23 protein-coding genes and 1 other RNA gene are annotated in these 25,133 nt (G+C 64.7%); 6 read left to right on the top strand and 18 right to left on the bottom strand.

The annotated features are described in order from the left end of the window. Window positions 1–4 precede the first annotated feature (4 nt). Window positions 5–970 carry an acyltransferase family protein gene (locus tag ACFFF7_RS15610; RefSeq protein WP_379482261.1) on the top strand — a complete coding sequence of 322 codons (966 nt, stop codon included), beginning with the start codon at window positions 5–7 and terminating at the stop codon, window positions 968–970. Here the strand turns inward: ACFFF7_RS15610 and ACFFF7_RS15605 are convergent. The 5 genes from ACFFF7_RS15605 to lon all read right to left on the bottom strand — a co-directional run bounded on the left by ACFFF7_RS15605 (window position 887) and on the right by lon (window position 7,834). Further along, a complete protein-coding gene (locus ACFFF7_RS15605; protein ID WP_379482260.1) occupies window positions 887–1,624 on the bottom strand; it encodes a sulfite exporter TauE/SafE family protein in 738 nt (245 codons plus the stop codon). The genes ACFFF7_RS15610 and ACFFF7_RS15605 overlap by 84 nt on opposite strands. Before the next feature lie 24 nt (window positions 1,625–1,648). Next, complete coding sequence (secA, locus tag ACFFF7_RS15600; protein ID WP_379482259.1) at window positions 1,649–4,384, bottom strand: preprotein translocase subunit SecA; 2,736 nt, start codon at window positions 4,382–4,384, stop codon at window positions 1,649–1,651. A gap of 88 nt (window positions 4,385–4,472) precedes the next feature. Next, the gene (locus tag ACFFF7_RS15595) at window positions 4,473–4,751 is read right to left on the bottom strand and encodes a hypothetical protein (protein ID WP_379482258.1); all 279 of its coding nucleotides are present in this window, start codon (window positions 4,749–4,751) and stop codon (window positions 4,473–4,475) included. Window positions 4,752–4,897: 146 nt separating this feature from the next. Beyond that, a complete protein-coding gene (locus tag ACFFF7_RS15590) occupies window positions 4,898–5,170 on the bottom strand; it encodes an HU family DNA-binding protein (RefSeq protein ID WP_379482257.1) in 273 nt (90 codons plus the stop codon). A gap of 246 nt (window positions 5,171–5,416) precedes the next feature. Beyond that, window positions 5,417–7,834, bottom strand: coding sequence for an endopeptidase La (lon, locus tag ACFFF7_RS15585; RefSeq protein ID WP_379482256.1), 2,418 nt, complete (start codon window positions 7,832–7,834; stop codon window positions 5,417–5,419). Between the two features lie 200 nt (window positions 7,835–8,034). Between lon and ACFFF7_RS15580 the strand changes: the two genes are divergently transcribed. Both ACFFF7_RS15580 and ACFFF7_RS15575 read left to right on the top strand, forming a co-directional pair. Next, window positions 8,035–9,324: a Xaa-Pro dipeptidase gene (locus tag ACFFF7_RS15580; RefSeq protein WP_379482255.1), complete on the top strand. Its 1,290-nt coding sequence runs from the start codon at window positions 8,035–8,037 to the stop codon at window positions 9,322–9,324. Further along, entirely contained in the window at window positions 9,321–10,085 is a 765-nt protein-coding gene (locus ACFFF7_RS15575) for a COG4705 family protein (protein ID WP_379482254.1), read from the top strand. The genes ACFFF7_RS15580 and ACFFF7_RS15575 overlap by 4 nt, the downstream gene beginning before the upstream one ends. Here the strand turns inward: ACFFF7_RS15575 and ACFFF7_RS15570 are convergent, their stop codons facing one another. The 5 genes from ACFFF7_RS15570 to hrpB form a co-directional block, all read right to left on the bottom strand. Further along, window positions 10,086–10,424 carry a YbaB/EbfC family nucleoid-associated protein gene (locus tag ACFFF7_RS15570; RefSeq protein ID WP_379482253.1) on the bottom strand — a complete coding sequence of 113 codons (339 nt, stop codon included), beginning with the start codon at window positions 10,422–10,424 and terminating at the stop codon, window positions 10,086–10,088. A 1-nt stretch (window position 10,425) separates the two neighbouring features. Continuing rightward, window positions 10,426–12,198, bottom strand: coding sequence for a DNA polymerase III subunit gamma/tau (locus ACFFF7_RS15565; protein ID WP_379482252.1), 1,773 nt, complete (start codon window positions 12,196–12,198; stop codon window positions 10,426–10,428). A gap of 49 nt (window positions 12,199–12,247) precedes the next feature. Further along, window positions 12,248–12,342, bottom strand: an RNA gene (gene ffs, locus ACFFF7_RS15560) — signal recognition particle sRNA small type. A 190-nt stretch (window positions 12,343–12,532) separates the two neighbouring features. Further along, window positions 12,533–12,811, bottom strand: a complete 279-nt coding sequence (locus ACFFF7_RS15555; RefSeq protein ID WP_379482251.1) for an ETC complex I subunit — start codon at window positions 12,809–12,811, stop codon at window positions 12,533–12,535. Window positions 12,812–12,862: 51 nt separating this feature from the next. Beyond that, window positions 12,863–15,304, bottom strand: a complete 2,442-nt coding sequence (gene hrpB, locus ACFFF7_RS15550; protein ID WP_379482250.1) for an ATP-dependent helicase HrpB — start codon at window positions 15,302–15,304, stop codon at window positions 12,863–12,865. Between the two features lie 70 nt (window positions 15,305–15,374). On the opposite strand from hrpB, the gene ACFFF7_RS15545 reads away from it, so the two are divergent. Continuing rightward, entirely contained in the window at window positions 15,375–15,632 is a 258-nt protein-coding gene (locus ACFFF7_RS15545) for a hypothetical protein (protein WP_379482249.1), read from the top strand. 3 nt (window positions 15,633–15,635) lie between these two features. On the opposite strand, the gene ACFFF7_RS15540 is transcribed toward ACFFF7_RS15545, so the two are convergent. The 3 genes from ACFFF7_RS15540 to ACFFF7_RS15530 all read right to left on the bottom strand — a co-directional run bounded on the left by ACFFF7_RS15540 (window position 15,636) and on the right by ACFFF7_RS15530 (window position 18,337). Beyond that, window positions 15,636–16,652: an aldo/keto reductase gene (locus ACFFF7_RS15540; RefSeq protein WP_379482248.1), complete on the bottom strand. Its 1,017-nt coding sequence runs from the start codon at window positions 16,650–16,652 to the stop codon at window positions 15,636–15,638. 164 nt (window positions 16,653–16,816) lie between these two features. Then, the gene (gene sciP, locus ACFFF7_RS15535; protein ID WP_379482247.1) at window positions 16,817–17,149 is read right to left on the bottom strand and encodes a CtrA inhibitor SciP; all 333 of its coding nucleotides are present in this window, start codon (window positions 17,147–17,149) and stop codon (window positions 16,817–16,819) included. Window positions 17,150–17,320: 171 nt separating this feature from the next. After that, window positions 17,321–18,337 carry a polyprenyl synthetase family protein gene (locus ACFFF7_RS15530; RefSeq protein WP_379482246.1) on the bottom strand — a complete coding sequence of 339 codons (1,017 nt, stop codon included), beginning with the start codon at window positions 18,335–18,337 and terminating at the stop codon, window positions 17,321–17,323. Window positions 18,338–18,426: 89 nt separating this feature from the next. Here ACFFF7_RS15530 and ACFFF7_RS15525 point away from each other — a divergent pair, with 89 nt between their 5' ends. Continuing rightward, the gene (locus tag ACFFF7_RS15525) at window positions 18,427–18,726 is read left to right on the top strand and encodes a chorismate mutase (RefSeq protein ID WP_379482245.1); all 300 of its coding nucleotides are present in this window, start codon (window positions 18,427–18,429) and stop codon (window positions 18,724–18,726) included. Window positions 18,727–18,729: 3 nt separating this feature from the next. On the opposite strand, the gene ACFFF7_RS15520 is transcribed toward ACFFF7_RS15525, so the two are convergent. The 4 genes from ACFFF7_RS15520 to ACFFF7_RS15505 all read right to left on the bottom strand — a co-directional run bounded on the left by ACFFF7_RS15520 (window position 18,730) and on the right by ACFFF7_RS15505 (window position 22,164). Continuing rightward, on the bottom strand, window positions 18,730–20,046 hold the full coding sequence (locus tag ACFFF7_RS15520) for a sensor histidine kinase (RefSeq protein ID WP_379482373.1): 1,317 nt from the start codon (window positions 20,044–20,046) through the stop codon (window positions 18,730–18,732). A gap of 170 nt (window positions 20,047–20,216) precedes the next feature. Then, window positions 20,217–20,894, bottom strand: coding sequence for a response regulator transcription factor (locus ACFFF7_RS15515; RefSeq protein ID WP_379482244.1), 678 nt, complete (start codon window positions 20,892–20,894; stop codon window positions 20,217–20,219). A gap of 66 nt (window positions 20,895–20,960) precedes the next feature. After that, window positions 20,961–21,254 (bottom strand): PepSY domain-containing protein, encoded by a 294-nt coding sequence (locus tag ACFFF7_RS15510; RefSeq protein WP_379482243.1) that lies wholly within the window; start codon window positions 21,252–21,254, stop codon window positions 20,961–20,963. 67 nt (window positions 21,255–21,321) lie between these two features. Continuing rightward, window positions 21,322–22,164: an aminotransferase class IV gene (locus ACFFF7_RS15505; protein ID WP_379482242.1), complete on the bottom strand. Its 843-nt coding sequence runs from the start codon at window positions 22,162–22,164 to the stop codon at window positions 21,322–21,324. Between the two features lie 148 nt (window positions 22,165–22,312). Between ACFFF7_RS15505 and ACFFF7_RS15500 the strand changes: the two genes are divergently transcribed. Next, window positions 22,313–24,187, top strand: a complete 1,875-nt coding sequence (locus ACFFF7_RS15500) for an ABC-F family ATP-binding cassette domain-containing protein (protein ID WP_379482241.1) — start codon at window positions 22,313–22,315, stop codon at window positions 24,185–24,187. Between the two features lie 404 nt (window positions 24,188–24,591). On the opposite strand, the gene ACFFF7_RS15495 is transcribed toward ACFFF7_RS15500, so the two are convergent. Beyond that, complete coding sequence (locus ACFFF7_RS15495; protein WP_379482240.1) at window positions 24,592–25,065, bottom strand: DUF6456 domain-containing protein; 474 nt, start codon at window positions 25,063–25,065, stop codon at window positions 24,592–24,594. Window positions 25,066–25,133 lie beyond the last annotated feature (68 nt).

Genomic DNA, 25,133 nt, shown 5'->3' with positions numbered 1-25,133 from the left:
GGCCATGACCGCGATGCGATTGCACGGCCTGGACACCCTGCGCGGAATTGCAGCAATAATGGTCGCGGCCTATCACGCCGAACTGATCGTTGGTGGTCAGCGGCTGTTCGCCCATGGCTATCTGGCGGTAGACTTCTTCTTTGCCCTCAGCGGGTTCGTCATGGCGCGAACCTACGAAGGGCGCTTTCCTTCGGCACTGGCCTTCGGCGCGATGCGCATGCGCCGCTTTGCGCCCGTCATGGCTTGCGGATCGCTTTTCGGGTTCGTTGCCCTGCTGGCCCCGGCTGGGCTGCCGATGGCGTCCTTTCTCGCGCTGCTGTCACTGCTCTACATCCCTTGGCCGCGCGGCGACGATGGGCTGTTTCCCGGAAATCCGCCGCAGTGGTCGATCCTGTTCGAGCTGGTCGCCAACGTGCTCCACGCCGCCGTGCTGCAAAGGCTCGGGGTCCGGACCGTGCTGGCCCTGGCCTTAGCCTGCGCGGTGCTTCTGCTTGCCTTTGCAGCGGCCCCCGACGATCCCCCGTTCGCCCTGTTTCGCACGCTGATGTCCTATTGCCTGGGCATCGCGCTTTACCGGTTGCGCCGGCGTCTGCCGCGCCTGCCGTACCTGGCTGCGCCTCTGGTCCTGGTGGGCGGGGTTGCCGCAGCCGACCTGTCGCCGGTGCTGGCCTGGGCGTTCCTGTTCGTCGCGGTCCCCACCAGCCTGATTTCGGGGCTGACTGGCACGCGGGCCCGGCCATGGCTCGGCGCGCTCTCATTCCCGCTCTATGCGGTGCACTATCCCGTGCTCATGCTGAGCCGCCAGTTCGGACTTGGTTCCTTGGCCGGCCTCGTCGCGGCGCTTGGCGCTGCCGCCGCAGTGACCCTGCTGTTCGAACGGCGCGCGCTAACCCAGCAGCAGCCGGCTGCCCGCCCAGACGGTCAGCGCGGCGGTCAGCCAGCGGATGACTCGCTCGGGCAGGAAGCGTAGTGCCAGAACGCTGCCCATCTGCCCGCCCAGGACCACCGCGACTAGAAGCGGCAAGGCACCGACCATCGCCTCGCCGAACCGCTCCGGACCATTCTTGGCCAATTGCCCGATCAGGCCGGTCAGCGAATTGATCAGGATGAACAGACTGGTGGTCGCGGCAATCTCGCGCGCCTTGGCCCAGCGAGTCAGGTGGAGCAGCGGGGCCAGGAATATCCCGCCGCCGATCCCGACCAGCCCGGCAAGATAGCCCAGCGGTGCAGCCGCCCAGACCATGTACTTTGCAGCGGCGGTCGGCTCGCTTTCGCTCTCGGGCGCGCGCGGCAGCAGCAGCGCCAATCCGGCGAAGACCAGGCTAAGACCAAGCACGAACAGGAAGGTCGCCTGCTTGATCGGTGTCAGGCCGCCCAGGAAGGCCAGAGGCGCGGCGATCAGCGCCAGAGTCAGTGCCCGCCGCCAGGGGATGACCTGCGCCCGGGCAAAGCGGATCGTGCTGCCGCTGACTACCACCACATTGCAGGCCAGGCTGACGATCGGCAGCAGCCGGTAATCGAATCCGACCAGGGTCAGCAGCGCGCTGTAGGTCGACCCGCCGCCAAACCCGACGGCGGCGTAAAGCAACGCCGTCAGGAAGAAGCCGAGCGGAAGCCAGATCATCGCGCCCCCTCCACCCCTCTCAGGTCAGGCCGCGGCGCCGTGGCAGTGCTTGTACTTCTCGCCCGAACCGCACGGGCACGGCGCGTTGCGCGACAGACCCAGCCCGGCATAGGGATCGCCTTCACCCGGGCGCGGCAGAACAGCGCTGGCAGCCGAAGCTTCGGCAGCGCCCAGCGCAGACATCATCGTCGCCGCTCCTGGTGTGGCCGCAGCATCGTTGTCGCCGGTGAACGGGTCGATATGGCTGGTCAGGAAGTCTGGCAGATCCGGCAACGAAACCGGATCGGGCATGCGCAGTTCGCTGTTCATCAGAATGCGGGTGACATCCTCGCGGATCGCTTCGAGCATGCGTTCGAACAGACCGAAGGCCTCCTGCTTGTATTCGTTGATCGGGGTCTTCTGGGCATAGGCGCGCAGGAACACCACCTGGCGCAGCGCGTCGAGCGTGGCGAGGTGTTCCTTCCAGTAATGATCCAGCCGTTCGAGCAGGATCTGCTTTTCGACCTGGCGCCAGACCGAGCTGTCCTCACCCATCTTGGCGGCCATCTTGGCGTCGGCCGCCTCGCGGATGCGGGTTTCGATGTCTTCGGGCTCGATCCCGTCTTCGCTAAGCCAGTCTTCGACCGGGGCTTCGACACCCAGCACGTCGAGCGAGCGCTCTTTCAGCGTCGCCAGGTCCCACTGTTCGGGATAGGATCCCGGCGGGCAGGCATCGCCAACCAGGGCGTTGATCGTGTCGTGGCGCATGTCGATCACCACGTCGTCGACGGTGTCGGCATCCATGATATCGGCGCGCTGCTCATAGATGACCTTGCGCTGGTCGTTCATCACGTCGTCGTATTCGACCACCTGCTTGCGGATGTCGTAGTTGCGCGCTTCTACCTTCTTCTGCGCGGTCTCGATCGCCTTGGACAGCCAGCGCGAACCGATTGCCTCGCCGTCGGCCAGGTTCGAGTTCATCATCTTCGAAAACAGTGTGTCGGGCCCGAAAATGCGCAGCAGGTCGTCTTCGAGGCAGAGGTAGAATTTCGACAGCCCCGGATCGCCCTGGCGGCCCGAGCGGCCGCGCAGCTGGTTGTCGATGCGGCGGCTTTCGTGGCGCTCGGTCCCGATCACGCAGAGTCCGCCGGCAGCCAGCACCCGCTCCCGCTCGGCGTCGACCTCGGCCTTGATCTTTTCGATCGCGGCATCGCGGTGGGGGCCCTCGGGCACGTCGGCAAGTTCGTCCTCGATCCGGAACTCGCTATTGCCGCCCAATTTGATGTCGGTGCCGCGCCCGGCCATGTTGGTGGCAATGGTAACTGCGCCAAGCCGCCCGGCCTGGGCAACGATGTGGGCTTCCATCTCGTGGAAGCGGGCGTTGAGGACGTTGTGCTTGACCCCCAGCGCCTTGAGATATTCCGAGAGCATTTCGGATTTCTCGATCGAGACCGTGCCGACCAGCACCGGCTGCCCGCCGGCGGCCTTTTCCTCGATCAGCTTGGCGATCGCCTGGAACTTGTCGGTGGTGTTCTTGTAGAACTCGTCATCTTCGTCGACGCGCTGAACCGGAACGTTGGTCGGGATGGTCACGACGTTCATCTTGTAGATGTCGAAGAATTCGGCGGCTTCGGTGGCCGCAGTGCCGGTCATGCCGCCCAGCTTGGGATACATGCGGAAATAGTTCTGGAACGTGATCGAGGCCATCGTCTGGTTTTCCGGCTCGATCTGTACGCCTTCCTTAGCCTCGACCGCCTGGTGAAGCCCGTTCGACCAGCGCCGCCCGTCCATCATGCGCCCGGTGAATTCGTCGATGATCACGATCTTGTCGTCCTTGACGATGTAGTCGATGTCGCGCTTGAACATGACCACGGCCTTCAGCGCCTGGTCGAGGTGATGGACCACCTGCGTGTTCTCGACGTCATAGAGGTTCGACCCTTCGAGCAGGCCCGCAGCCTCAAGCTGGCGCTCGGCCCATTCGACCCCTTCCTCGGTCAGAGTGATGCTCTTGGTCTTTTCGTCCTTTTCGTAAAGCTCTTCCGGGAGCTGCTTCACGATCGCGTCGACCGAGACATAGAGGTCGGTCTTGTCGTCGGTCGGACCCGAAATGATCAACGGCGTACGCGCCTCGTCGATCAGGATCGAATCGACTTCGTCGACGATCGCGTAATTGAACGGACGGTGGACCATCTGCGACCGCTCATGCTTCATGTTGTCGCGCAGGTAGTCGAAACCAAGCTCGTTATTGGTGGCATAGGTGATGTCGGATTCGTAGGCCTCGCGCCGCTCGAACTCGTTGAGGTTGGGGACGATCACGCCGACAGTCAGGCCCAGGAACTTGTAGATCTGGCCCATCCATTCAGCGTCGCGGCGGGCGAGGTAATCGTTGACCGTGACGACGTGGACGCCCTTGCCTTCCAGCGCGTTGAGATAGACCGCCAGGGTCGCGACCAGGGTCTTGCCTTCGCCGGTGCGCATTTCGGCAATTTCGCCGCGGTGAAGCACGATCCCGCCGATCATCTGGACGTCGAAATGGCGCATGCCAAGTACGCGCTGCGATGCCTCGCGCACGGTGGCGAAAGCTTCGGGCAGGATATCGTCGAGCGTCTTGCCGTCTGCCAGCTGGGCGCGAAACTTGTCGGTCTGGGCCGCCAGCTCTGCGTCCGAAAGCGTCTGCATGGTGGGTTCGTAAGCGGCAATCTGGCGGACAATCTTGTCCAGCGATTTGACATAGCGGTCGTTCGACGACCCGAAAATGGACTTGGCGATCGTGCCGAGCATGGCTGTTTCCTGACGAATTTGAATGGGAGCGCGCCCGCGCCGGCAACATGAAGCCGCGCGAGCCAAAGGTAGTCGTGCCGAAGTCGCCCTATTCGAAGGCGCGGTCAGGCCCGAAATATACCGAGGGGATGTAGACCCGCGGGCGCGCGGAGCGCACCCGTCCGGTCGCCTTGTCGCGCCGATCGGGGCGACATGCCGGGATATCGGCAACGGTGGCCGCGATCGCGCAGATCCGCGCGACATGCTCTACCGACTCGACCGCCCCCACTTCGGCATTGCTGCCCGCGCCGAGCCGCGCCTGGGCCGGCGCGACGGGTGCGACCAGTCCGGCAAGCAAGGCCAGGAATGCAAGGAGAAGACGGTTCATTGCGCGTCGATATAGTGCGGCAAAGTTAACGCGTCCAGTACGGCCGAAAACGCGACCACCAGAAACGAACGCCGCGCCTGCCCGGGGGCAAGCGCGGCGCGTTATAACCAAGGTCTGCGAGGCGAGGATGCCTTGGCAGTGCCGTCTTAGTTGACAGCGTCCTTGAGGCCCTTGCCGGCCTTGAACTTCGGCTGCGACGAAGCCTTGATCTTCATCGGTTCGCCGGTGCGCGGGTTACGGCCGGTCGAGGCCTTGCGCTTGGCAACCGAGAAAGTGCCGAAGCCGACGAGGCGAACTTCGTCGCCCTTCTTCAGCGCGCCCGAGATGGCTTCGAAAACACCTTCGACGGCCTTGGTGGCATCGCCCTTGGTGAGGCCGCTCGAGTCTGCAACGGCGCTGATCAGATCGTTCTTGTTCATTCGGGAACCCCCTAAGTGATCTTGAATTAAAGGTAGTTGTTTGATTCGCCTCTAAAGGTGGGCGGACTTGAACCGCTTTTGCAGAATCTGTCAAAGCCAAACGGCGTTTTTCATCGCCAAATATCCACGTTTTTCCGCGGTTTTCGACGAATTGAGGGCTTGCGCGGTCCCAGTGGCCGATTGGTGCAGTGCAGCGAATCGCTTGGCCGGCCCGATACCGCATTGCAGCATGGGCCGGCGGGCGAATCAGTGGGCGGTATGCGGGCGGTTCTGACCGTCGTTGCCGGGTGCGCCGGGTTGGCTGGCAAGGTCGTCCGCCTCGCTCCATTCAATCGCTTCAAGCGGCGCGGTCAAAGCGCGCTCCAGCACCTCGTCGACATGGCTGACCGGAATGATCTCCAGCCCGCTGAGCACATTGGCCGGGATCTCAGCCAGGTCCTTGCGGTTGTCTTCCGGGATCAGGACGGTCTTGATCCCCCCGCGCAGCGCCGCCAGCAGTTTTTCCTTGAGACCGCCGATCCCCAGCACGCGCCCGCGCAGGGTAACTTCGCCGGTCATCGCCAGGTCCTTGCGCACCGGAATGCCCGCCAGGGTCGAAACGATCGAGGTGACCATGCCAATGCCGGCCGAAGGACCGTCCTTGGGCACGGCGCCTTCGGGCAAGTGGATGTGGATGTCCTTGCGCGCGATCAGGCTGGGCTTGATCCCATAGGCCGGGCTGCGCGCCCGCACGAAGCTGTAGGCTGCCTGGACACTTTCGTTCATCACTTCGCCCAGCTTGCCGGTGGTCTTGACCATGCCCTTGCCTGGCACAGTGACGCTTTCGATAGTCAGCAGCTCGCCGCCGACTTCGGTCCACGCGAGACCCGTGACCGCACCAACCTGGCTGTCTTCCTCGGCCACGCCAAAGCGGTACTTGCGCACCCCGGCAAAGTCGCCAAGGTTTTCCGGCGTGACAGTTACTGCGGTTTCCTTGCCTTCCAGGATCTTGCGCAGGCTCTTGCGCGCCAGCCGAGCGATTTCCCGCTCCAGCGTGCGGACCCCGGCCTCGCGGGTGTAATAGCGGATCAGGTCGCGCAGGGCCTCGCTGGTCAGGGTGAACTCACCCTTCTTCAGTCCGTGTGCCTCGACCTGCTTGGCGATCAGGTGGCGCTCGGCAATCTCGACCTTCTCGTCCTCGGTATAGCCTTCCAGCCGGATGATCTCCATCCGGTCGAGCAGCGGCTGCGGCAGGTTAAGGCTGTTGGCGGTGCAGACGAACATCACGTCCGACAGGTCGTAATCGAGCTCCAGATAGTGGTCCTGGAACTTGCTGTTCTGTTCCGGATCGAGCACCTCGAGCAGCGCCGAGGCCGGATCGCCGCGGAAGTCCTGGCCCAGCTTGTCGATCTCGTCGAGCAGGAACAGCGGGTTGCTCGATCCCGCCTTCTTCAGGTTGGTGATGATCTTGCCCGGAAGCGAGCCGATGTATGTCCGGCGGTGACCGCGGATCTCGGCCTCGTCGCGCACCCCGCCAAGCGACTGGCGCACGAAGTCGCGGCCTGTCGCCTTGGCGATCGACTTGCCCAGGCTGGTCTTGCCGACGCCCGGAGGGCCGACCAGACACAGGATCGGACCCTTCAGCTTGTTGGTCCGCGCCTGCACCGCCAGATATTCGACGATCCGGTCCTTGACCTTGTCGAGCGCGTAGTGATCGGCATCGAGGATCGCCTGCGCCGCGCCGATATCGCGCTTAAGCTTTGACCGCTTGCCCCACGGCAGGCCCAGCAGCACGTCGAGGTAATTGCGAATGACCGTCGCCTCGGCGCTCATCGGCTGCATGCCGCGCAGCTTCTTGATCTCGGTATTGGCCTTGGTCCGCGCTTCCTTCGACAGCTTGAGCTTGTCGGCCTTGGCCTGCAGCTCGGCAATTTCGTCAGCCTCGCCCTCGTCGCCGCCGCCAAGCTCCGACTGGATCGCCTTGAGCTGTTCGTTGAGATAATATTCGCGCTGGGTCTTTTCCATCTGGCGCTTGACCCGCCCACGGATGCGCCGCTCAACCTGCAGCACGCCCAGTTCGCCTTCCATGAAGGAATAGGCCATCTCCAGCCGCTTGAGTGGATCGGCCTCGCTCAACATCGCCTGCTTGTCGGAAACCTTGGCCTGGATGTGCGACGCGACCGCATCGGCGAGCGCCGATGCGTCAACGATGTCGCCCAGATTCTCACCCGCTTCGCTGGGGAGCTTCTTGTTGAGCTTGGCATATTCGCCGAAGGCCTCGACGACGGAGCGCATCATGCCGGCCACTTCGTTGCCCGATACCGAAACCGGATCGACTTCGGCGATCGTCGCGACGGCATATTCGCCGTTGCCGTCATCGCTCAGCGCCATCTCGTCCATGGTCGCGCGATGCTTGGCCTCGACCAGCACGCGCACCGTGCCGTCCGGCAACTTGAGCAATTGCAGCACGGTGGCAACCACGCCAACGTCGTAGAGATCCTGATCGTCAGGATCGTCGCAACCCGGATCGAGCTGAGCGAGCAGGAAGATGTCCTTGTCCCCGCCGGACGCCATTGCGGTTTCCAGCGCGGCGACCGATTTGTCGCGGCCGACGAACAACGGCACGACCATGCCGGGGAAGACCACGATGTCGCGCAGGGGAAGCAGGGGAAGCTGTTTGGTCATATGTCTATCCGTTCCGGCGCCGCATGGCACCGCGCGGGTGAATCCCGCCTTTGTTCGGGGATATGGGGTTGCCCGGCGCGGCGTGCAATGGCGCGGGGCGATCAGGCTGTGGAAGGCCGCTTTCCCCTGCGACTTCATCACTGCTTGCCAAGTGCCTGACTGGCGTTAGGCAGGAACGACCTATTGTTTCAGGGGCTTTCATGCGCACGACTATCCTTACCGCTGCCGCCTTGCTCGGCCTTGCCGCACCGGCCAGTGCCGGCAACACCGTGATTACCGCCGATCGCTATCTCGACGTAGCCAAGGGCACCTATGTGGAGCACCCTGCGATATTTGTCGGCGCCGATGGCCGGATCACCGGGATCGCCGATGCGCGCACGGTGCGCTGGAGCGCCGAGACCACGCACATCGACATGGGCGGCAAGACGCTGGTTCCGGGTCTGATCGACATGCACGTCCACCTGGATAGTCCGGCCGATATCGGCGGCTATCGCGGCTTGCAATATACCGACAGCTTCTTTGCCGTTTCCGCCGTCGCCAACGGGCGCGCAATGCTTGATGCCGGGTTCACCACGGTGCGCAACGTCGGGTCTGCCAACTGGGACGATATTGGGCTGCAGCAGGCGGTCGATGGCGGCTACGTGGTCGGGCCGCGGATTGTCGGCGCCGGCTATGCCTTGGGGGTCACCGGCGGCCACTGCGACGTGACCGGCTTTCCGCCGAGCATGGAAAGGGCCCGCAAGGAAGAAGGCGTCGGCGATTCGCCCGACGAGCTGCGCTACCAGGTACGGCGCCAGAAGAAGTATGGTGCCCAGGTGATCAAGGTCTGCGCCACCGGCGGGGTGTTTTCGCACAACGACGAACCCGGCCAGCAGCAGCTGACCCAGGCCGAGCTGGAGGCTATTGCCGACGAAGCGCACATGGCTGGTCTCCGGGTCGCCGCCCATGCTCATGGTGCTGCGGGGATCAAGGCAGCGATCCGCGCCGGGATCGATACGATCGAACACGCCAGCCTGGTCGACGACGAAGGGATCAAGCTGGCCGTAGCGCGCAAACAGCCGGTGTGGTTCGCAATGGACATCTACAACACCGACTACACCCAGGCCGAAGGCAAGAAGAACGGCGTGCTGGAAGACAGCCTGCGCAAGGACCGCGAGATCGGCCAGCTGCAGCGGGACAACTTCCGCAAGGCGTTCAAGGCCGGGGTGCGCATGATCTTTGGCAGCGACGCCGGGGTGATGCCGCACGGCCAGGTCGGCAGACAGTTCGCCACGATGGTGACTTATGGCATGACCCCGCTCGACGCGATCCGCGCGGCCACGCTCAACGCGGCGCAGGCACTGGGGCGCGAGGGCGACGTCGGCCAGATCGCCACTGGCCGCTTTGCCGACATCGTCGCCGTTGACGGCGATCCGCTGACCGACGTGCGCCAGCTCGAACATGTCAGCGGCGTGATCAAGGGCGGCAAGCGTATCGAACCCGCGCGATGAATGCCGAGCGAGCCGAGATCCTGAGCAAGGTACCAGCGCTCACGCTGGGCTTCTGGGTGATCAAGATCCTGGCCACGACGCTGGGCGAGACCGGCGGCGATGCTCTGTCGATGACTTATGATTTCGGTTATCTGGCCAGCAGTGCGATCTTCGTCGTGCCGCTGATCCTGCTGGTGATTGCCCAGATCCGGGCGCAGCGCTTCCATCCCTTTCTCTACTGGGCAACAATCATCGCTTCGACCACCGCGGGGACGACCATGGCCGATTTTGCGACGCGCTCGATCGGGATCGGCTATCCCGGCGGCTCGCTGCTGCTGTTCGGCGCGGTCCTGGCCTGCCTGCTGGCCTGGCACCGGACACTCGGCACGGTCGACGTCAACAGTGTGGCAAGCCCACCGGCCGAAGGCTTCTATTGGCTGACAATCACCTTTTCACAGACTCTGGGCACCGCCCTGGGTGACTGGGTGGCGGATTCTGGGCCAGGTTACCTGGGCGGCGCCGTGATATTCGGCGCTGCACTGACGGTGATTGCCGCGCTCTACTTCCGCTCGCGGGTCAGCCACGTCGCACTGTTCTGGTCTGCCTTCATCCTGACCAGACCGCTCGGCGCGACAGTCGGCGATTTCCTCGACAAGCCGATTGCCAAGGGCGGGTTGGACTTCAGCCGCCCGCTCGCCTCGCTGGTACTGGCCGCCGCAATCGTCGCGCTGGTCGTCCTGCTCCCCCAGCGCCCGGGGGAGCATCCGGCGTCCAAAGCCTGATCACATCCCCGGCAGCTTGAACCCCGGGGGCAGGCCCATGCCCTGCTGCATCGCGGCCATTTCGCGCCCGGCGACTTCGTCGGCCTTGGCCCGGGCATCATTGAAGGCGGCGGCGATCAGGTCTTCGACGATGCCCTTTTCCTCGGGTTTCAACAGGCTTTCGTCGATCGATACGCCGATGATCCGGCCTTTGGCCGTGGCGCGCACGGTGACAAGCCCGCCGCCGGCCTTGCCCTCAACCTCGATCCCGTCGAGCTTCGTCTGGCTTTCTTCCATCTGCTTGCTGATGGTCTCTGCCGCCTGCTGGGCCGCCTTGATCATCTCTTCCATCGACTTCACGTCACTTGCTCCATCTATTGCCGGCCTGCGCAACGCGCGCTTCGGGGTTTTCTTCGATCAACTGTGCATCGGGAAAGGCGGCAAAGGCCGCTTCCATCAGCGGATGCTGCATCAGCGCGGCGAGTTCGGCGGCCTTGATCGCCTCGGCCGCCTCACGCAAGGTCGGTGCGCCTTCCCCCTCGCCGCGGGTCACCTGCCAGCGCTCGCCCGTGGCGCGCAGCAGGGCATCGCGCAGTTCGGCCGTTGGATCACCGGAATAGCCTGGCGCAACGGCGTAGAGCAGCTCGGTAGGCTTGAGTTCGATCACGCGCACCCAGTCGCGCATGACCTGGGCAAGCCGCAGTTGGCCGGACTGGTCGACCACATCGACCAGGGCACGCCACGCCTGATCGCCCGTGGCGACGGGATCGGCGGCGGCAGACGGTTGAGAAATCGGTGCTGCGCCAAGCGTGACTCCGTTTGCCGCCATCGCTTCCAGCTTTTTCGCCAGGGTTCCGGGATCGGGCATGTCGCTGGCATGAAGCACGCGAAGCAAAGCCATCTTGGCGGCGATCAGCGGATCGGGTGCGCTGCGCACCTCATCGTGTCCCTTGAGCAGCAATTGCCACAGTCGGTGCAGCTGCCCTGGCGTCAGCCGCTGCGCCCAGTCTTCCAGCGCGCTGCGTTCTTCAGCTGATACCGCGTCAGACGCGCTCTTGCCAAGTTGCGCCACGGTGATCCGGTGAGTCAGTTCCAGCGCCCCGCGCATCAGCGCCAGCGGCTCGACCCCGAGGGCGAACTGGCGGTCGACCATGTCGAGCAAACTCGCACCATCGCCGGCCAGCATCGCCGCGAACAGTCCGCGCTGCGCGCTCTTGTCGGCCAGGCCGAGCATGTCCTGGACCTGCGCGGCGGTCACCGTGCCTTCGCCGCCCAGATCGGCATGAGCGATCGCCTGATCGAGGATCGAAAGCCCGTCGCGTACCGATCCCTCGGCCGCCGCAGCGATCATCGCCAGCGCCTCGTCCTCCGCGTCGACGCCTTCCTTCTTGCAGATTGCCGCGAAGTGCTCGCCCAGCAACGGTGCCGGGATGCGGCGCAGGTCGAAGCGCTGGCAGCGGCTGAGCACGGTCACCGGCAGTTTGTCGACCTCGGTCGTGGCGAACAAGAACTTCACATGGGCCGGTGGTTCTTCCAGCGTCTTGAGCAGCGCGTTGAACGCGTTGCGGCTGAGCATGTGCACTTCGTCGATGATGTAGATCTTGTAGCGGGCCGATACCGCCGAATAGCGCACCGCTTCGATGATCTCGCGCACGTCGTCGACGCCGGTGTGGCTGGCGGCGTCCATCTCGATCACGTCGATGTGCCGCCCCTCGGCTATCGCCACGCAGGGCTCGCACTGGCCGCAGGGGTCAATCGTCGGCCCGCCATGTCCGTCCGGGCCGATGCAGTTCAAGGCCTTGGCAATCAGCCGCGCGGTGCTGGTCTTCCCGACTCCGCGTACCCCGGTCATAAGGAAAGCATGAGCCAGCCGGTCACGCTTGATCGCATTGCCCAGCGTCTGGACCATCGCGTCCTGCCCGATCAGTGCCGAGAAGGTCTGGGGTCGGTACTTGCGCGCCAGGACGCGATATGGCTGCGCCGCGACGGCGGCGACTGGGGTCGGCGGCGCAGTTGTCACGGCTTCGGGGGCGCCGAACATCGACTCCTGACCGGCTTCCTCAAGCTCGGCCGCGGTCGGCGCATCGTCGTCGTGATCCGGCGTGTCGCCGAAGATATCGGGGGAATCACCCATGGGCCTCAGACTAGGCGGAGCCGCTGCGAAAGTCGAAAACAATAGGGCGGAAAAAGGAGCCGGCCGACCCGCCGCAATCCGTTGTGGCTGCTTCCTTCCGGACCTGACCAGGTTGGCGAACGCAAACGTCCGACCGACTCCCGGCGGCGCATATGACGGCGATGTCGCGTTTTAGCAAGTGTGGCGGTTGGAAGCCGGTTAGTTTCCGCCGCGACTCGTCCCAGCGACAGTCGGCTGGCCTTCCCGGGCCGGTCCGGCGGCGGGCCCGGAACTGCTTACCAGCGCGACCCGAGCAAGTTCACTGGCCCGCCGCCCCATTCACCGGCCATGACAATCAGCGAAAATTGTCGGCGTAGGCCTGCAGCTTCAGCCGGCGCGGCGGCACGGCGTGGGCAGTGGCGTCGATCCCGTACTTTTCGGCATAGGCTTTGGCCTCTTCAGCCGAAGGAAAGGTCAGCTGGACCTGGCTTTGCGTGTCGCCCGATCCGCTCCACCCCATCAGCGGGTCGGCGCGGCGCGCCTCTGCAGGAACGAAGTCGAGGATCCAGTCGCCAGTTCGGGCCTTGCCGGACTGCATGGCGTTTTTCGGGCGTTGATAGATGCGTGCGGCCATGGTTCGCGCAGTGCGTCGAATCGCGCGGCAAATCAAGATCGCAATGTAGCCTTATCCCGAGCGGTTGAACGCGTTCTTGGTCTTGAGGCTGGGCGCTTCGGTCCACGGCTGATCGGGCCAGCGATGCTTGGGATAGCGGCCTTTCATATCGCGCTGGACGTCTTTCCACGAACCGCGCCAGAAACCCGGCAGGTCGCGCGTGGTCTGCAGCGGCTTGCCGCCGGGATCGGTCAGCTTGAGCAGCAGCGGCAGCGCGGGCTGGCCGAAAGTAGGATGGCGGTCGAGCCCGAACAGCGCCTGGACCCGCAGTTCCACGCTAGGCCCGCCGGGATCGTCGTAGTCGATCGCATGGCCGGTTCCAGCCGGGCTGGTGAATTGCGCCGGAGCGAGCCGGTCGAGCGCTTGCTGCGCGGCATAATCGAGCCTGGCGCGCAGCGCCTCGTGAAGTCGCGCGGGGTCGATCTGGTCGAGCCGGCGAAGCAGCAGCGGCGCCAGCCATTCTGCCGCGTCGGCCAGCAGGGCCTCATCGGTCAGCGCGGCGACCCCGGCATAGCGGGCGCGGCGCAGCAGTGCCTGACTGGCTTTCGAAAGAGGCACCAGGCCCAGCCCCTCCGCTCGGACCTTGCCCAGCAGGAAGTCGCGGATCGTTTCGGGATCGGGCGCCGGATCCGAACCGCGCGACAGGGTGATCGCGCCGAGACGCGTTTCCAGCAGCGCCTCGACCCGGTCCTCGCCCTCGATCCAGCGCAAGGTGCTGCGCCGCTCGGTCCGGTGGCCCAGCCATTGTGCGATTTCGGCCTCGGTCAGGGCAATCGCCCCGGTGATCCGCGCGCCCTTGGCTTCGCCCTGGGCATCGCCGACCGCCAGCCATTCCGACCGGGCGAGCGGCGAGGCCGGATCGAGCCGTAGCCCACGCCCCCCGGCGGTCAGCCAATGCTCGCCCGCTGCATCGCGGCGCCGCGCGATATTGTCCGGATAGGCTTCGGCGAGGAGCACGCCCAAAGGCGGCGCATCGCGCGCTCCGCCGGCTACCAGGTTGCGCGCTTGATCAGCCCAGCGACCGGCAAGCCGCCGCGAATCCCCTGCCCGGCCCGAACGGTCGCCATCCCAGCGCTGCAGCCGCGCCGCAAGGTCATCGCCGCGTCCCCCAAGGCCGCGTTCCTGCAACAACAGTGCCAGCCTTGCTGCATCAGATTCAGCGCCATGCTGCGCAGCATAAAGCAGCATGTGCGCCAGCTGCGGCGCCATCGGCAGGCGCGCCATGCTGCGGCCATGCTGCGTAATCGTGCCCGCAGCATCGAGCGCGGCAAGTGACTGAAGAGTCTGCCTTGCTGCCGAAAGTGCCGCAACGGGCGGCGGATCGAGCCACGGCAATGCTGCAGGCCGTGTTGCACCCCATTGCGCCAGCGTCAGCATTAGCGGCGCAAGATCGGCAACTAGCATTTCCGGCGGATCAAATGGTGGGCGTCCGGCATGGGCAGCTTCGTCCCACAGCCGATAGGCGACCCCTGGCCCTTGCCGCGCCGCACGACCGGCGCGCTGCGCCGCGGCGGCCTGGCTGGCGCGGTGCGTTACCAGTCGGGTGACGCCAGCCGCCTTGTCGAATTCGGCCCGCCGCGACAGGCCGGCATCGACGACCACCGATACGCCGTCGAGGGTCAGCGACGTTTCGGCAATCGCCGTGGCCAGCACGATCCGCTGCCGCCCCTCCGGGTCGCGGCGGATTGCGGCGCGCTGGGCTGCGGGATCGCATTGCCCGTGCAGTGGCAGGACCAGCGCGGCGGGTAAACGTTCGGCCAACCGTTCGCGGGTCCGCTCGATCTCGCCGACGCCGGGCAGGAATGCCAGGATATCGCCCTGTTCCTCGCGCCAGGCGGTCAGGATCGCGCTGGCCATGCTTTCATCGATCCGCGCTTCGGGCCGTGCGCCAAGCCACTTGATAGCGAGTGGATGCGCCTTGCCCGCGCTTTCGATCACCGGCGCGTCGCTCAGCAACCGGGAAAAGCGCGCGCCGTCGATCGTCGCGCTCATCACCAGCAGGCGCAGATCGGGCCGCAGTACCGACTGGCTCTCGATTGCCAGGGCCAGACCGAGATCGGAATCGAGGTGGCGCTCGTGCGCCTCGTCGAACAACACAGCCGAGACGCCCGCCAGATCGGGATCGTTCAGGATCGTTGAGACGAAGATCGCCTCGGTCAGGACCACGACGCGGGTCGTCTTGGAACGCTTGCTGTCCAGGCGCGTTACATAACCCACAGTCTCACCTGGCGCTTCGCCCAGCATCGCGGCCATTCGCTCGGCAGCGGCGCGTGCGGCCACGCGCCTTGGCGAAAGGAGCAGCACCGTGCCCGTACACCAGTCTTGGCCCAGCAAGGCCGTCGCCACCGCCGTTGTCTTGCCCGCCCCCGGCGGCGCGATCAGAACGGCACCATTGCCATCACGTAGCGCTGCCAGCAGGTCTGGCAGCACGGCATGGATCGGCAACTGGTTCATCGCGGTCGGGATAGGGATTCCGGCGCCGGCATCAACAGTTTCCTAACCAGATGATGCCAATATCATGGACATGAGTTCACTTCTTGCCGCCTTTGTCGACGTGCTGCTGAAATCGGCGATCGTTGCGTTCGTATTCAACGAACTGCGCGGAATAGTGCTGGCTGGCCCGGTCCTTTACGGGATGTACCAGGCCGGTGGAACGCTCATGGCGATCTGGCTGGGCATCTGCTCGCTGGGCGGCATAGCCCTTTCGGTCATCGTCCCGCTGTTCATCGACAAGAAATTCAAGCTGCGTGAGCGCCTGCGCGCGGCGGCAAAGCCCGCCTGACCCCTAGCCCATCGGGTACATGATCTCTTTCGAGACCTTGTCGATCGCCTTCATCGTTTCGGGTTCCAGCACCAGATCGGCAGCGGCCAGTATCTCCGCGAGCTGATCGAACTTGCTCACCCCGACGATGGTCGAAGCGACGAAATCGTGCTGCTTTGACCAGGCAACCGACAGCGTTACCGGGCTGATCCCCGCCTCCTTGGCAATCTCGGCAAAGCGCGCGGTCGATGCCAGCGACTTGTCGTTGACGAATCGCCGCCCCATCGCCGCCTGCCGCCCTTCCATGCCGAGGTAACGGGTGAAGCGCGCGCCTTCGGGCCGCGCGCCGTCATTGTACTTGCCCGACAGCACCCCGCCGCCGATCGGCGAATAGGGGATCAGGCTGATCTTTTCCTGGCGGCAGACCTGGGCCAGTTCGTCCTCAAAGCGGCGGTTATTGAGGCTGAAATTGTTCTGGATTGTCTCATAGCGTGCACCACCAACCGCTTCGGCCGCGGCCAGGCTTTTCATCAGGCCCCAGCTGGTCTCGTTCGAGCAGCCGAGAATGCGGATCTTGCCGGCACGGACCAGCTCGTCGAGGACTTCCATGGTCTCTTCATAGGGCAGGTCGTGATCGGGCCAGTGGGTCTGGTAGAGGTCGATGTAATCGGTCCTCAGCTTGGTCAGGCTGGCTTCGACCGCGGTGATAATGTTGCGCCGATCGAGCGCGGTCATGCCCGAACGCAGCGGCGATTTGAACCAGACGTGGCTGGGACCCGAGACTTTGGTCGCCAGGATGATGGCATCGCGCGGCTTGGTCTTGAGCCAGCGCCCGACGATCTCTTCGGTCCGCCCGACCCACTTCACGTCGGGCGGCACCGGATAGCCTTCAGCGGTATCGTAGAAGTCGATCCCGGCATCGAAGCAGGCATCCAGAATACGGTGCGCTTCCGCCTCGTCCGTCTGGCTGCCGAAAGTCATCGTGCCCATGCAGATATCGGATACGACAATGGCGGATTTGCCGAGGCGGCGACGTTGCATCGTTGGAAGACTCCCGGGTGCGATTGGTTTTCGTTCGCAACGGGACGTGGCGGCTTGCGCCGTTCAGGTCAAGCCTTTGCGCCGAGGGTCCCGCTCGGAGACCTGGGGGACGTGGGACCCTCGGCGGCTTGGGGGCATCGGTGCGCTTCGATGGAAGCGCGAATTCACCCAGCGACCAGTTCCGGACGCTGCCGGAACGGCTCGTCACGCAACCGCCGGCGCTGGGCTCGGTCCTGCGAGGACCATGCGACGCGCAGTCCGGAAACGCCGGCGCGATCCATCGCCCGCTGCCATGAGTAGAACTCCTCAAGGCTGAGGTTGTACCGTGCCATCACTTCCTCAAGGCTGAGCAGACCGCCTTGGACGGCGGCCACCACCTGAGCCTTGCGGCTGGCAACCCAGCGCGTGGTATTCGGCGGCGGCAAGCTGTCGCGGTCAAGGATTTCGCGAAACGGCCCGATGATCCGGGCGGCGCGGGAATTATGGTATTCGATCATTTTACGGCCCTCGACTTTTGGTCAAATCGTTGGCCCCCAAGCACCTTCCAAGTGCCGCCCGGCTGGTTAAGATCGTCTAAATTTTGCCCGCGGCTCACCGCTTGGACAGGCCATCTCACGCCGGGCCGAGGCTGCCCATCGACAAGCTGTGAAGGCCTTGGAAAAACCGAATCAGGCGCGGCGCGCGACGGCGAACTCCGCCGCTTCAATCATCGCCGCGTGCGCCTCGCTGGGCGGGAAGCCGGCGATCGAATCGATGGCCCGGCTGGCATAATGGCGCGCCCGCTCACGCGTGGCACTGACCGCGTCGTGCTGGCGGATCAGGTCGATCGCCTGGGCCAGGTCCGCATCCGTTGTTCGATGTCCGGCAATCGCAGCACGCCAGAAGGCCCGTTCCGCCTCATTGCCGCGGGCATAGGCCAGGATCACCGGCAGGGTCATCTTGCCTTCGCGGAAATCGTCGCCCTTGCCCTTGCCCATTTCGCCCGCGTCGGAATCGTAATCCATCGCATCATCGACCAGCTGGAAGGCAATGCCGAGGTTGCGGCCATAGGCGTCGAGCGCGCGCTCCTCCGCCTCGCCCTTCTCCGCGACCACCGCGGCGATCCGCGTGGCGGCGGCGAACAGCGCGGCGGTCTTGGCGCCGATGATCGAGAGGTAGCGTTCCTCGCTGGTTTCGATCTGGCGCGCGGCGGTCAGCTGGTCGACCTCCCCTTCGGAAATCACCGAGCTGGCGCCGGAGAGGATCTTGAGCACCTTGAGGCTGCCGTCCTCGACCATCAGTTCGAAGCTGCGGGTAAACAGGAAGTCGCCAACCAGAACCGTGGCCGGATTGCCGAAGATCAGGTTTGCTGCTGCCTTGCCGCGGCGCAGCTCGCTGCCGTCGACCACGTCGTCGTGGAGCAGGGTCGCAGTGTGGATGAATTCGACCGCTGCGGCCAGCTTGTGATGACGGGTGCCCGTATAGTCGCACAGTGCTGCCCCGGCGAGCGTCAGCATTGGCCGCATCCGCTTGCCACCACCGGCAATCAGATGGCCGGCCAGCGCCGGGATCAGCGGGATCTCGCTCTGCATCCGGTCGAGGATGACCGCATTGACCGCATTCATGCCCGACGCCGTCAGGTTCATGATCGGGCCAAGCGATGGCGCAGTTTCACGCGGGCGCAGGGGGACGATTTCGGCGCTCATATCAGTGGTGCCTTGCCCGTGCGTCCCGGCCAAGGCAAGTGCAAAGCGGGCAATGGTATTGCCGAAAAAGTCATGCTAGCGCACCGATCATGTCTCAAGTCGCTCCCGAACCTGATGCCGTGCTTGCCGGCTACCGCGCCAGCATCGACAATATCGATGCGGCGCTGATCCACATCCTGGCCGAACGGTTTCGCATCACCAAGGCGGTCGGCGCGTTCAAGGCGACCAATGCCTTGCCCGCTTCCGATCCCGGCCGCGAGGAACGCCAGATCGCACGGCTGCGCAAGCTGGCGGAAGACGCGCAACTCGATCCCGAATTTTCGGAGAAGTTCCTGCGTTTCATCATTCAGGAAGTGATCCGCCACCATGAGCAGGCGGCGGGAAAGTAGGGACTAACCCTTCACCCGCGGCAGGCGCAGCTTGACCAGCAGCCCTCCAAGGTCCTCGCTCTCGTCCAGCTCAACCGACCCGCCGTAAATCTCGGCGACATCGCGGACGATCGCGAGGCCCAATCCGGTGCCCGGCTTGCCCGTGTCCAGACGCGCGCCGCGATCGAAGATGCGGTCGCGTTCTTCTTCGGGGATGCCCATGCCGTCGTCCTCGACCCAGATCTCGCACATCTGCGCATCCTTGGCCGGATCGATGGTGACGAAGACGCTGCCGCCGCCGTACTTCGCCGCGTTCTCGATCAGGTTGCCAAGGATTTCGTCGAGGTCCTGGCGCTCGATCGCAACGACGGCTTCGCGGTCGCCGTCAAGATCGAAGCGGGTCTTGTCATAGAGCACGGTTACTGCGCGAAGCACCGCCTCGACGCTTTCGCCGACCTGCGCCCTGGCCTGACCGACCGCGCGGCGACCGACGGCGCGGGCGCGGGCAAGGTGGTGATCGACCTGGCGGCGCATCACCGCCGCCTCGCGGATGACCGTATCGGCCAGGTCCGGGGCGTGGGCAGTCGCCGCATTCATCACCACGGTCAGCGGGGTCTTGAGCGCATGGGCAAGGTTGCCGGCGTGGGTCCGCGCTTCTTCCGCCTGCTTGACCGAGTGCGCCAGCAGGCCGTTGAGTTCCTCGACCAGCGGCTGCACTTCCAATGGCAGCGGCTCGGTCACGCGGTTCTCGCCGGTGCTGCGCATCCGCTGGATCGCGCGACGCACGCGGCGCAGCGGCCCCAATCCGTACCAGGTCTGCAAGGCCGCCATCAGCATCAGGCCCAGGCCCAGCACGACAAAGCTCCACACCACGATGGCGCGGTTCTGGCGGATCTGCTCGTCCAGTTCCTTGCGACTTTCGGCAACGGTGAACCACCATTTGGTCTCGCTGCCGGGCAGGACGATCGAGCGTTCCATCACCCGCAGCGGCTCACCCTTGAACTGACTGGAATCGTACACGTGCGGCGCCATGTCGACGTGATCGGCGTGAATTTCCAGCGTACGGTCCCACAGCGAACGCGAGGGAAACTCCTCGTGCCCCTTGCCGCTGATCTGCCAGTAGAGGCCGCTGTTGGGCTCAAGAAAGCGCTGATCGCCCAACGGCCGGTTGAAGAACACCTCGCCGTCGGGACCGACTTCGGCAGAGCCGATCATCGCGGTCAGCATGTAGCCCAGCTGGTTGTCGAAGTTACGGGTGACCAGGCTCGTCAGCGCCCGGTCAAGCGCGATCCCCCCGCCCAGCAGCAGAACAGCGATCCATGCCGCCGCGATCAGCATCATCCGGCGCGACAGCGATCCGGTGTGGGGGATGGCCGAAGCCGGATTGCCTGAACTCACCGCAAAGACCCTAACCGTTCGTCCTGAGCCTGTCGAAGGACTGCACTTTCTTGCTACCTCGCGAAGAAGAACAGCCCTTCGACAAGCTCAGGGCAGACGGAATCTGGCTCGACTTAGCCGCGGCCCGGACCGGCCGGATCGTCCAGGCTATAGCCCAGCCCGCGGATCGTGGTGATCACATCGGCGCCCAGCTTTTTGCGGATGCGGGTGACGAACACTTCGATCGTGTTCGAATCGCGATCGAAATCCTGGTCGTAGATATGCTCGATCAGTTCGGTACGGCTGACCACCTTGCCCTTGTGGTGGAGCAGATAGGACAGCAGCTTGTACTCCTGCGCGGTTAGCTTGACCGGCTCCCCGTCAAGCGTGACGCGGCCCGAGCGGGTGTCCAGCCGGACATCGCCTGCGGTCAGTTCACTGCTGGTATTGCCCGAAGCGCGGCGGATCAGCGCGCGCAGGCGGGCGATCAGCTCTTCGGTCTGGAACGGTTTGGCCAGATAGTCATCGGCCCCGGCGTCAAGGCCCGCCACCTTGTCCGACCAGCTATCGCGCGCGGTGAGCACCAGCACCGGAAACTTGCGGCCTTCCTTGCGCCACATGCCGAGTACGGTCAGGCCGTCGATCTCGGGCAGGCCAAGGTCAAGCACGACCGCGTCATATTCCTCGGTCGAACCCATGAAATGGCCGTCTTCGCCATCGGTCGAAAGGTCGACCGCATAGCCGGTGGCTTCAAGTGTGGACTTGAGCTGTTTGCCGAGGGTTGGTTCGTCCTCGACGATCAGGATGCGCATTGCGAAAATCCCCTAAATGTCAGCTCTTCAAATGGGGACATTCCCCCCGCAGGTCAAGCAAAGGGCCTAGCGCGACTGGCGCATAACCTCACCAGTGCGGGCGTCGATGTCGATGAAGATGACCCGGCCGTCGCGAATGAACTTGAGCCGATAGGCCATTGCCGCGGGATCGTACTCCGGTCCGAGGTACTGCGCGCCCGGCATCGAAGGCAGCACGCGCTGCTCGATCTCGCGCAGCGAACGGACGTTGCCAGCGCGCAGCTCCTTGCGCGCCTGACCCTGTTCGCCGCCGGGACCGGCCAGCAGCGGCAAGGGCGCCAGCAGCACCGACGCGGCAACAAGGAGGGAGATCGTCTTCATGCGGCGGGGACTAACCCGAACGCATTGAACGCGCCATGAATAGTTGCAGGTGGTGCGGTTCAGGCATCTATTGCTGCCGTAGCACCTCAATATACCGCTGCCGTATCTCTGCCGTAACCGTGCCGGGCCCGCCGTTGCCGATCGGATTTCCGTCGACTTCCACCACAGGAACCACCAGCGTGCCTGCGCCGGAAATGAAGGCCTCACGCGCGGCAAACAGCTCTTCGGGGGTAAAAGGTCGCTCCTCTACCGTCAGGCCCATTTCACGGGCGATCGCAATCACGCTGATCCGGGTCACTCCGGGCAGAACCCCATGATCGACGGGATGAGAAACCAGAACGCCGCGGCTGTCGATGATATGTGCGTTGGAACTCGTCGCCTCGGTCACCACGCCGTCCTCGACCAGCCAGGCATCGTCGACCCCGGCCTCCTTGGCTTCGGCTTTCATCAGCACGGCATAGAGCAGCTGGGTGGTCTTGGCCGATCGTACCTGCCAGCGCAGATCCGGCCGCAGCACGATCCGCTGGCCGCGCCGCGCCTGCGGATTGTCGAGCAGGGCATCGGCCTGGGTGAAGGCAAAGCGCGTCGGCGCGGCCTGCGGCTCAGGCATCGGAAACACCCGGTCGGCGGGCGCGCCGGCGGTGACCTGCAGATAGATCCGCCCTTCGGTCAGGCCGTTGCGCGCGATCAGTTCGTTCAGCACTGCAGGCCAATCAGTATCGTCCGCAATCCGCGCCGTCGCCATCGATCGTTCCAGCCGCGCCTGATGGTGCGGCCAGTTGCAGAAATGGCCGTCGATCACCGGGGTAACTTCATAGACCGATTGCCCGAAGTTGAGCCCGCGGTCGAAGATCGAGACGCGGGCTTCGTTTTCGGGCAGGAATTCGCCGTTCAGCCAGACGGTGCGCATCGGAAGTTCACAATCCTCACAGGGTGCCGGAAAAGAAAAAGCGCCCGCTGCCGGTCGCAGCCGCGATCATGGCAGATGCACGGGGCGTAGGAAACCCGGCCAAGCACCCTCGCCATCAGGCAAGGCTTGGGTTAGAGGCGCGCGCACCATGGCCGCCGCACCGATCCTATCCTGGGAAAACCTCAGCCTCCACCAGGGCTCGGGCTGGCTGTTCCGCGATCTTGACCTGGCCATCGCCCCGCGTGACCGGCTGGCGCTGATCGGGCGCAACGGCGCCGGCAAGACGACCATGCTCAAGCTGATCGCGGGCGAGATCGAGGCCGACAAGGGCACCCGCTCGATCCAGCCCGGCACGAAGATCGTCATGCTCGAGCAGGACCCGTTCTTCACCGGCTATGCCACGCTGATGGATTTCGCCCTGCACGGACCCGATGCTCCGCCGCGCCACGAAGTCGAGGCGATTGCCGGCCAGCTCGGCATCGACATGGCCCGGCCGGCGGACAGCGCCAGCGGCGGCGAACGGCGCCGCGCCGCGCTCGCCCGGGCGCTCGCCAGCGACCCCGACCTGCTGCTGCTCGACGAGCCGACCAACCACCTCGACCTGGCCGCGATCGACTGGCTGGAAGACTGGCTGGGCCGCTATCGGGGTGCTTTTGTCGCGATCAGCCATGACCGCACCTTCCTCGAACGGCTGACCAGGGCGACGCTGTGGCTCGACCGCGGATCGATCCGACGCAAGGACATCGGCTTTGGCGGCTACGAAGCGTGGATGGAGCAGATCTACGCCGAGGAGGCGCGCGCCGCCGACAAGCTCGACGCCAAGCTCAAGATCGAGGCGCACTGGCTGGAGCGCGGGGTCACAGCGCGGCGCAAGCGCAACCAGGGGCGGCTCGAAAAGCTTTGGGAAATGCGCGCCACTCGCGCCGCGATGCTCGGCCCGCAAGGCGCGGCCAAGCTCAAGCTGGCCAGCGACGATGTGAAGACCAAGGCGGTGATCGTCGCCGACAAGGTGTCCAAAGCCTTCCCCCACACCCCGTTCGCGTCGAGCGCAGTCGAGACGCTGCGCAATGGTGTCTCGACTTCGCTCGACACGAACGGAGGTGGAAAAAGGTTAATCATCAAGGACTTCTCGCTGCGCATCACCCGCGGCGACCGGATCGGTTTGGTTGGAGCCAATGGCTCGGGCAAGACCACCCTGCTGCGGCTGCTGACCGGGGAGCTTGCGCCCGACAGCGGCACGGTCACGCTGGCGAAAACGCTCCACGGGGTGATGATCGACCAGCAGCGCAGCCTGCTCTCGCCCGAAAAGCGGGTGCGCGACGTGCTGGCAGAGGGCGGCGACTGGCTCGACGTGCGCGGGGTGCGCAAGCACATCCAGGGTTATCTCAAGGACTTCCTGTTCGATCCCGGACTGGTCGACGCCCGCGTCGGCACGCTATCGGGCGGCGAGCAATCGCGCCTGCTACTGGCGCGCGAATTTGCCCGCAAGTCGAACCTGCTGGTGCTCGACGAGCCGACCAACGACCTCGACCTCGAAACGCTCGACCTGCTGCAGGAAGTGATCGCCGACTACGACGGCACCGTCCTGATCGTCAGCCACGACCGCGACTTCCTCGACCGTACGGTGACCGTGACACTGGGGCTGGATGGCAGCGGCAAGGTCGACATCGTCGCCGGCGGGTACGCGGATTGGGAGAAGCAGCGCGCGGCGCGCAGCGTCAAATCACCAGGCGCCGTTCGTGTCGAGCGCAGTCGAGACACCGAAGCGCTAGCCCCGCCTCCGCCGCCCAAAAAAGCCAAACTCTCCTACAAGGACCAGCGCGACTACGACCTGCTCCCAGCCCGGATCGAGGACATCGCCGCCCAGATCGCCCGCGACGAGGCCGCGCTGCACGACCCCGCACTCTACACCCGCGACCCGGCCAAGTTTGCCGCACTGACCAAGGCAATCGAAGCCGCCCGTGCGGAAAAGGACGCGGCGGAGGAGCGGTGGCTGGAACTGGCGGAGATGGTTGAGGGGTGAGCGGCTGGCTTACACGGAGAACTAAGTTTCGTAGGCAAAGCCAGCAATATCACACCAATGAAAGGAACAACGCCGCCCCATAAGATCCGACAGCTACACCTGCTGCGATCAATAGCTTCTGCTTCGTCTGCGCTTGAAGCTCACTTGACCAAGGCCAAGTAAGCTGGGCAGCCATAAATAAAGCTGTTGGCCCGAGCAACCCAATCAGACAAAACAGAGCATAGCCAATCCATCCAACATTCGGAGACCCTAGCCCCATTCCTACAGCCATAGCTAATGGCACCGAAACAACGAGCGCGGCCGAAAAAGCGGGAAAAGCAGGAATCTCAAAATTCGGGCGATCATTATGCGGACTAGATCAGAAAACCAGGGCAATCGCAATCGGCCCGACTATCTAATTCTTCTCACCCAATTCGGTAAAATCCCGCCACCCGGTCCAGCGCCAATCTCAGCACCAGCTTGCCGCTGCGCACCGGCCAGGCCAGCGCGCGTTCCGCGTCGGGCAGCGTTTCCCCCGCGCAGACCACCCGCCACAGCACGTCGGACAGCCCTGGCCCAGCCGCCGCCACTGCGCCGTCGAAGCGGCTACGTGCGGCGATCTGGCGTTCGGTGGGGTTGAGGCTGCGCTCGGCCGGACCGCCCTGGACCCGCACCGGGTCCCAGCGCATCGTCGTGCCGGGAACCAGCTGCGCCGCCTCGAAATCGCGGCGCAGGCATTCCCCTGCGGCGAACTGCACGTCGCTGAGGTGGCCGCGGGAATGGAGCCAGGTCAGCGGACTTTCCGCCAGATTGACCGTGACCGAGCGCCGACCCCTGCCCGGCGCGGCGCGCCCCGGTCCGGCCTCGGTCAGTTCGCGTTCCACCAATGCGCGCTTCATGAAATCTCCCATCCGGCTGAGTCGCGAGGGACTTGCCAAATCGGGCAGATTGTAGGAAAGTAGAAAAA

The organism is Novosphingobium aquiterrae, from assembly GCF_042434435.1.
GTDB classification, from domain to species: Bacteria; Pseudomonadota; Alphaproteobacteria; order Sphingomonadales; family Sphingomonadaceae; genus Novosphingobium; species Novosphingobium aquiterrae.
This window is presented reverse-complemented; position numbering and strand designations above follow the sequence as displayed.

Coding starts and splice junctions, on each gene's coding strand:
- ACFFF7_RS15595 (WP_379482258.1), bottom strand. CDS start 4,751: ATGAACCGTCTTCTCCTTGCATTCCTGGCCTTGCTTGCCGGACTGGTC.
- ACFFF7_RS15525 (WP_379482245.1), top strand. CDS start 18,427: ATGTCTCAAGTCGCTCCCGAACCTGATGCCGTGCTTGCCGGCTACCGC.
- ACFFF7_RS15530 (WP_379482246.1), bottom strand. CDS start 18,337: ATGAGCGCCGAAATCGTCCCCCTGCGCCCGCGTGAAACTGCGCCATCG.
- ACFFF7_RS15515 (WP_379482244.1), bottom strand. CDS start 20,894: ATGCGCATCCTGATCGTCGAGGACGAACCAACCCTCGGCAAACAGCTC.
- ACFFF7_RS15495 (WP_379482240.1), bottom strand. CDS start 25,065: ATGAAGCGCGCATTGGTGGAACGCGAACTGACCGAGGCCGGACCGGGG.
- ACFFF7_RS15580 (WP_379482255.1), top strand. CDS start 8,035: ATGCGCACGACTATCCTTACCGCTGCCGCCTTGCTCGGCCTTGCCGCA.
- secA (WP_379482259.1), bottom strand. CDS start 4,384: ATGCTCGGCACGATCGCCAAGTCCATTTTCGGGTCGTCGAACGACCGC.
- ACFFF7_RS15545 (WP_379482249.1), top strand. CDS start 15,375: ATGAGTTCACTTCTTGCCGCCTTTGTCGACGTGCTGCTGAAATCGGCG.
- ACFFF7_RS15565 (WP_379482252.1), bottom strand. CDS start 12,198: ATGGGTGATTCCCCCGATATCTTCGGCGACACGCCGGATCACGACGAC.
- ACFFF7_RS15510 (WP_379482243.1), bottom strand. CDS start 21,254: ATGAAGACGATCTCCCTCCTTGTTGCCGCGTCGGTGCTGCTGGCGCCC.
- ACFFF7_RS15575 (WP_379482254.1), top strand. CDS start 9,321: ATGAATGCCGAGCGAGCCGAGATCCTGAGCAAGGTACCAGCGCTCACG.
- ACFFF7_RS15505 (WP_379482242.1), bottom strand. CDS start 22,164: ATGCGCACCGTCTGGCTGAACGGCGAATTCCTGCCCGAAAACGAAGCC.
- hrpB (WP_379482250.1), bottom strand. CDS start 15,304: ATGAACCAGTTGCCGATCCATGCCGTGCTGCCAGACCTGCTGGCAGCG.
- ACFFF7_RS15610 (WP_379482261.1), top strand. CDS start 5: ATGACCGCGATGCGATTGCACGGCCTGGACACCCTGCGCGGAATTGCA.
- sciP (WP_379482247.1), bottom strand. CDS start 17,149: ATGATCGAATACCATAATTCCCGCGCCGCCCGGATCATCGGGCCGTTT.
- ACFFF7_RS15605 (WP_379482260.1), bottom strand. CDS start 1,624: ATGATCTGGCTTCCGCTCGGCTTCTTCCTGACGGCGTTGCTTTACGCC.
- ACFFF7_RS15520 (WP_379482373.1), bottom strand. CDS start 20,046: ATGATGCTGATCGCGGCGGCATGGATCGCTGTTCTGCTGCTGGGCGGG.
- ACFFF7_RS15540 (WP_379482248.1), bottom strand. CDS start 16,652: ATGCAACGTCGCCGCCTCGGCAAATCCGCCATTGTCGTATCCGATATC.
- lon (WP_379482256.1), bottom strand. CDS start 7,834: ATGACCAAACAGCTTCCCCTGCTTCCCCTGCGCGACATCGTGGTCTTC.
- ACFFF7_RS15555 (WP_379482251.1), bottom strand. CDS start 12,811: ATGGCCGCACGCATCTATCAACGCCCGAAAAACGCCATGCAGTCCGGC.
- ACFFF7_RS15500 (WP_379482241.1), top strand. CDS start 22,313: ATGGCCGCCGCACCGATCCTATCCTGGGAAAACCTCAGCCTCCACCAG.
- ACFFF7_RS15590 (WP_379482257.1), bottom strand. CDS start 5,170: ATGAACAAGAACGATCTGATCAGCGCCGTTGCAGACTCGAGCGGCCTC.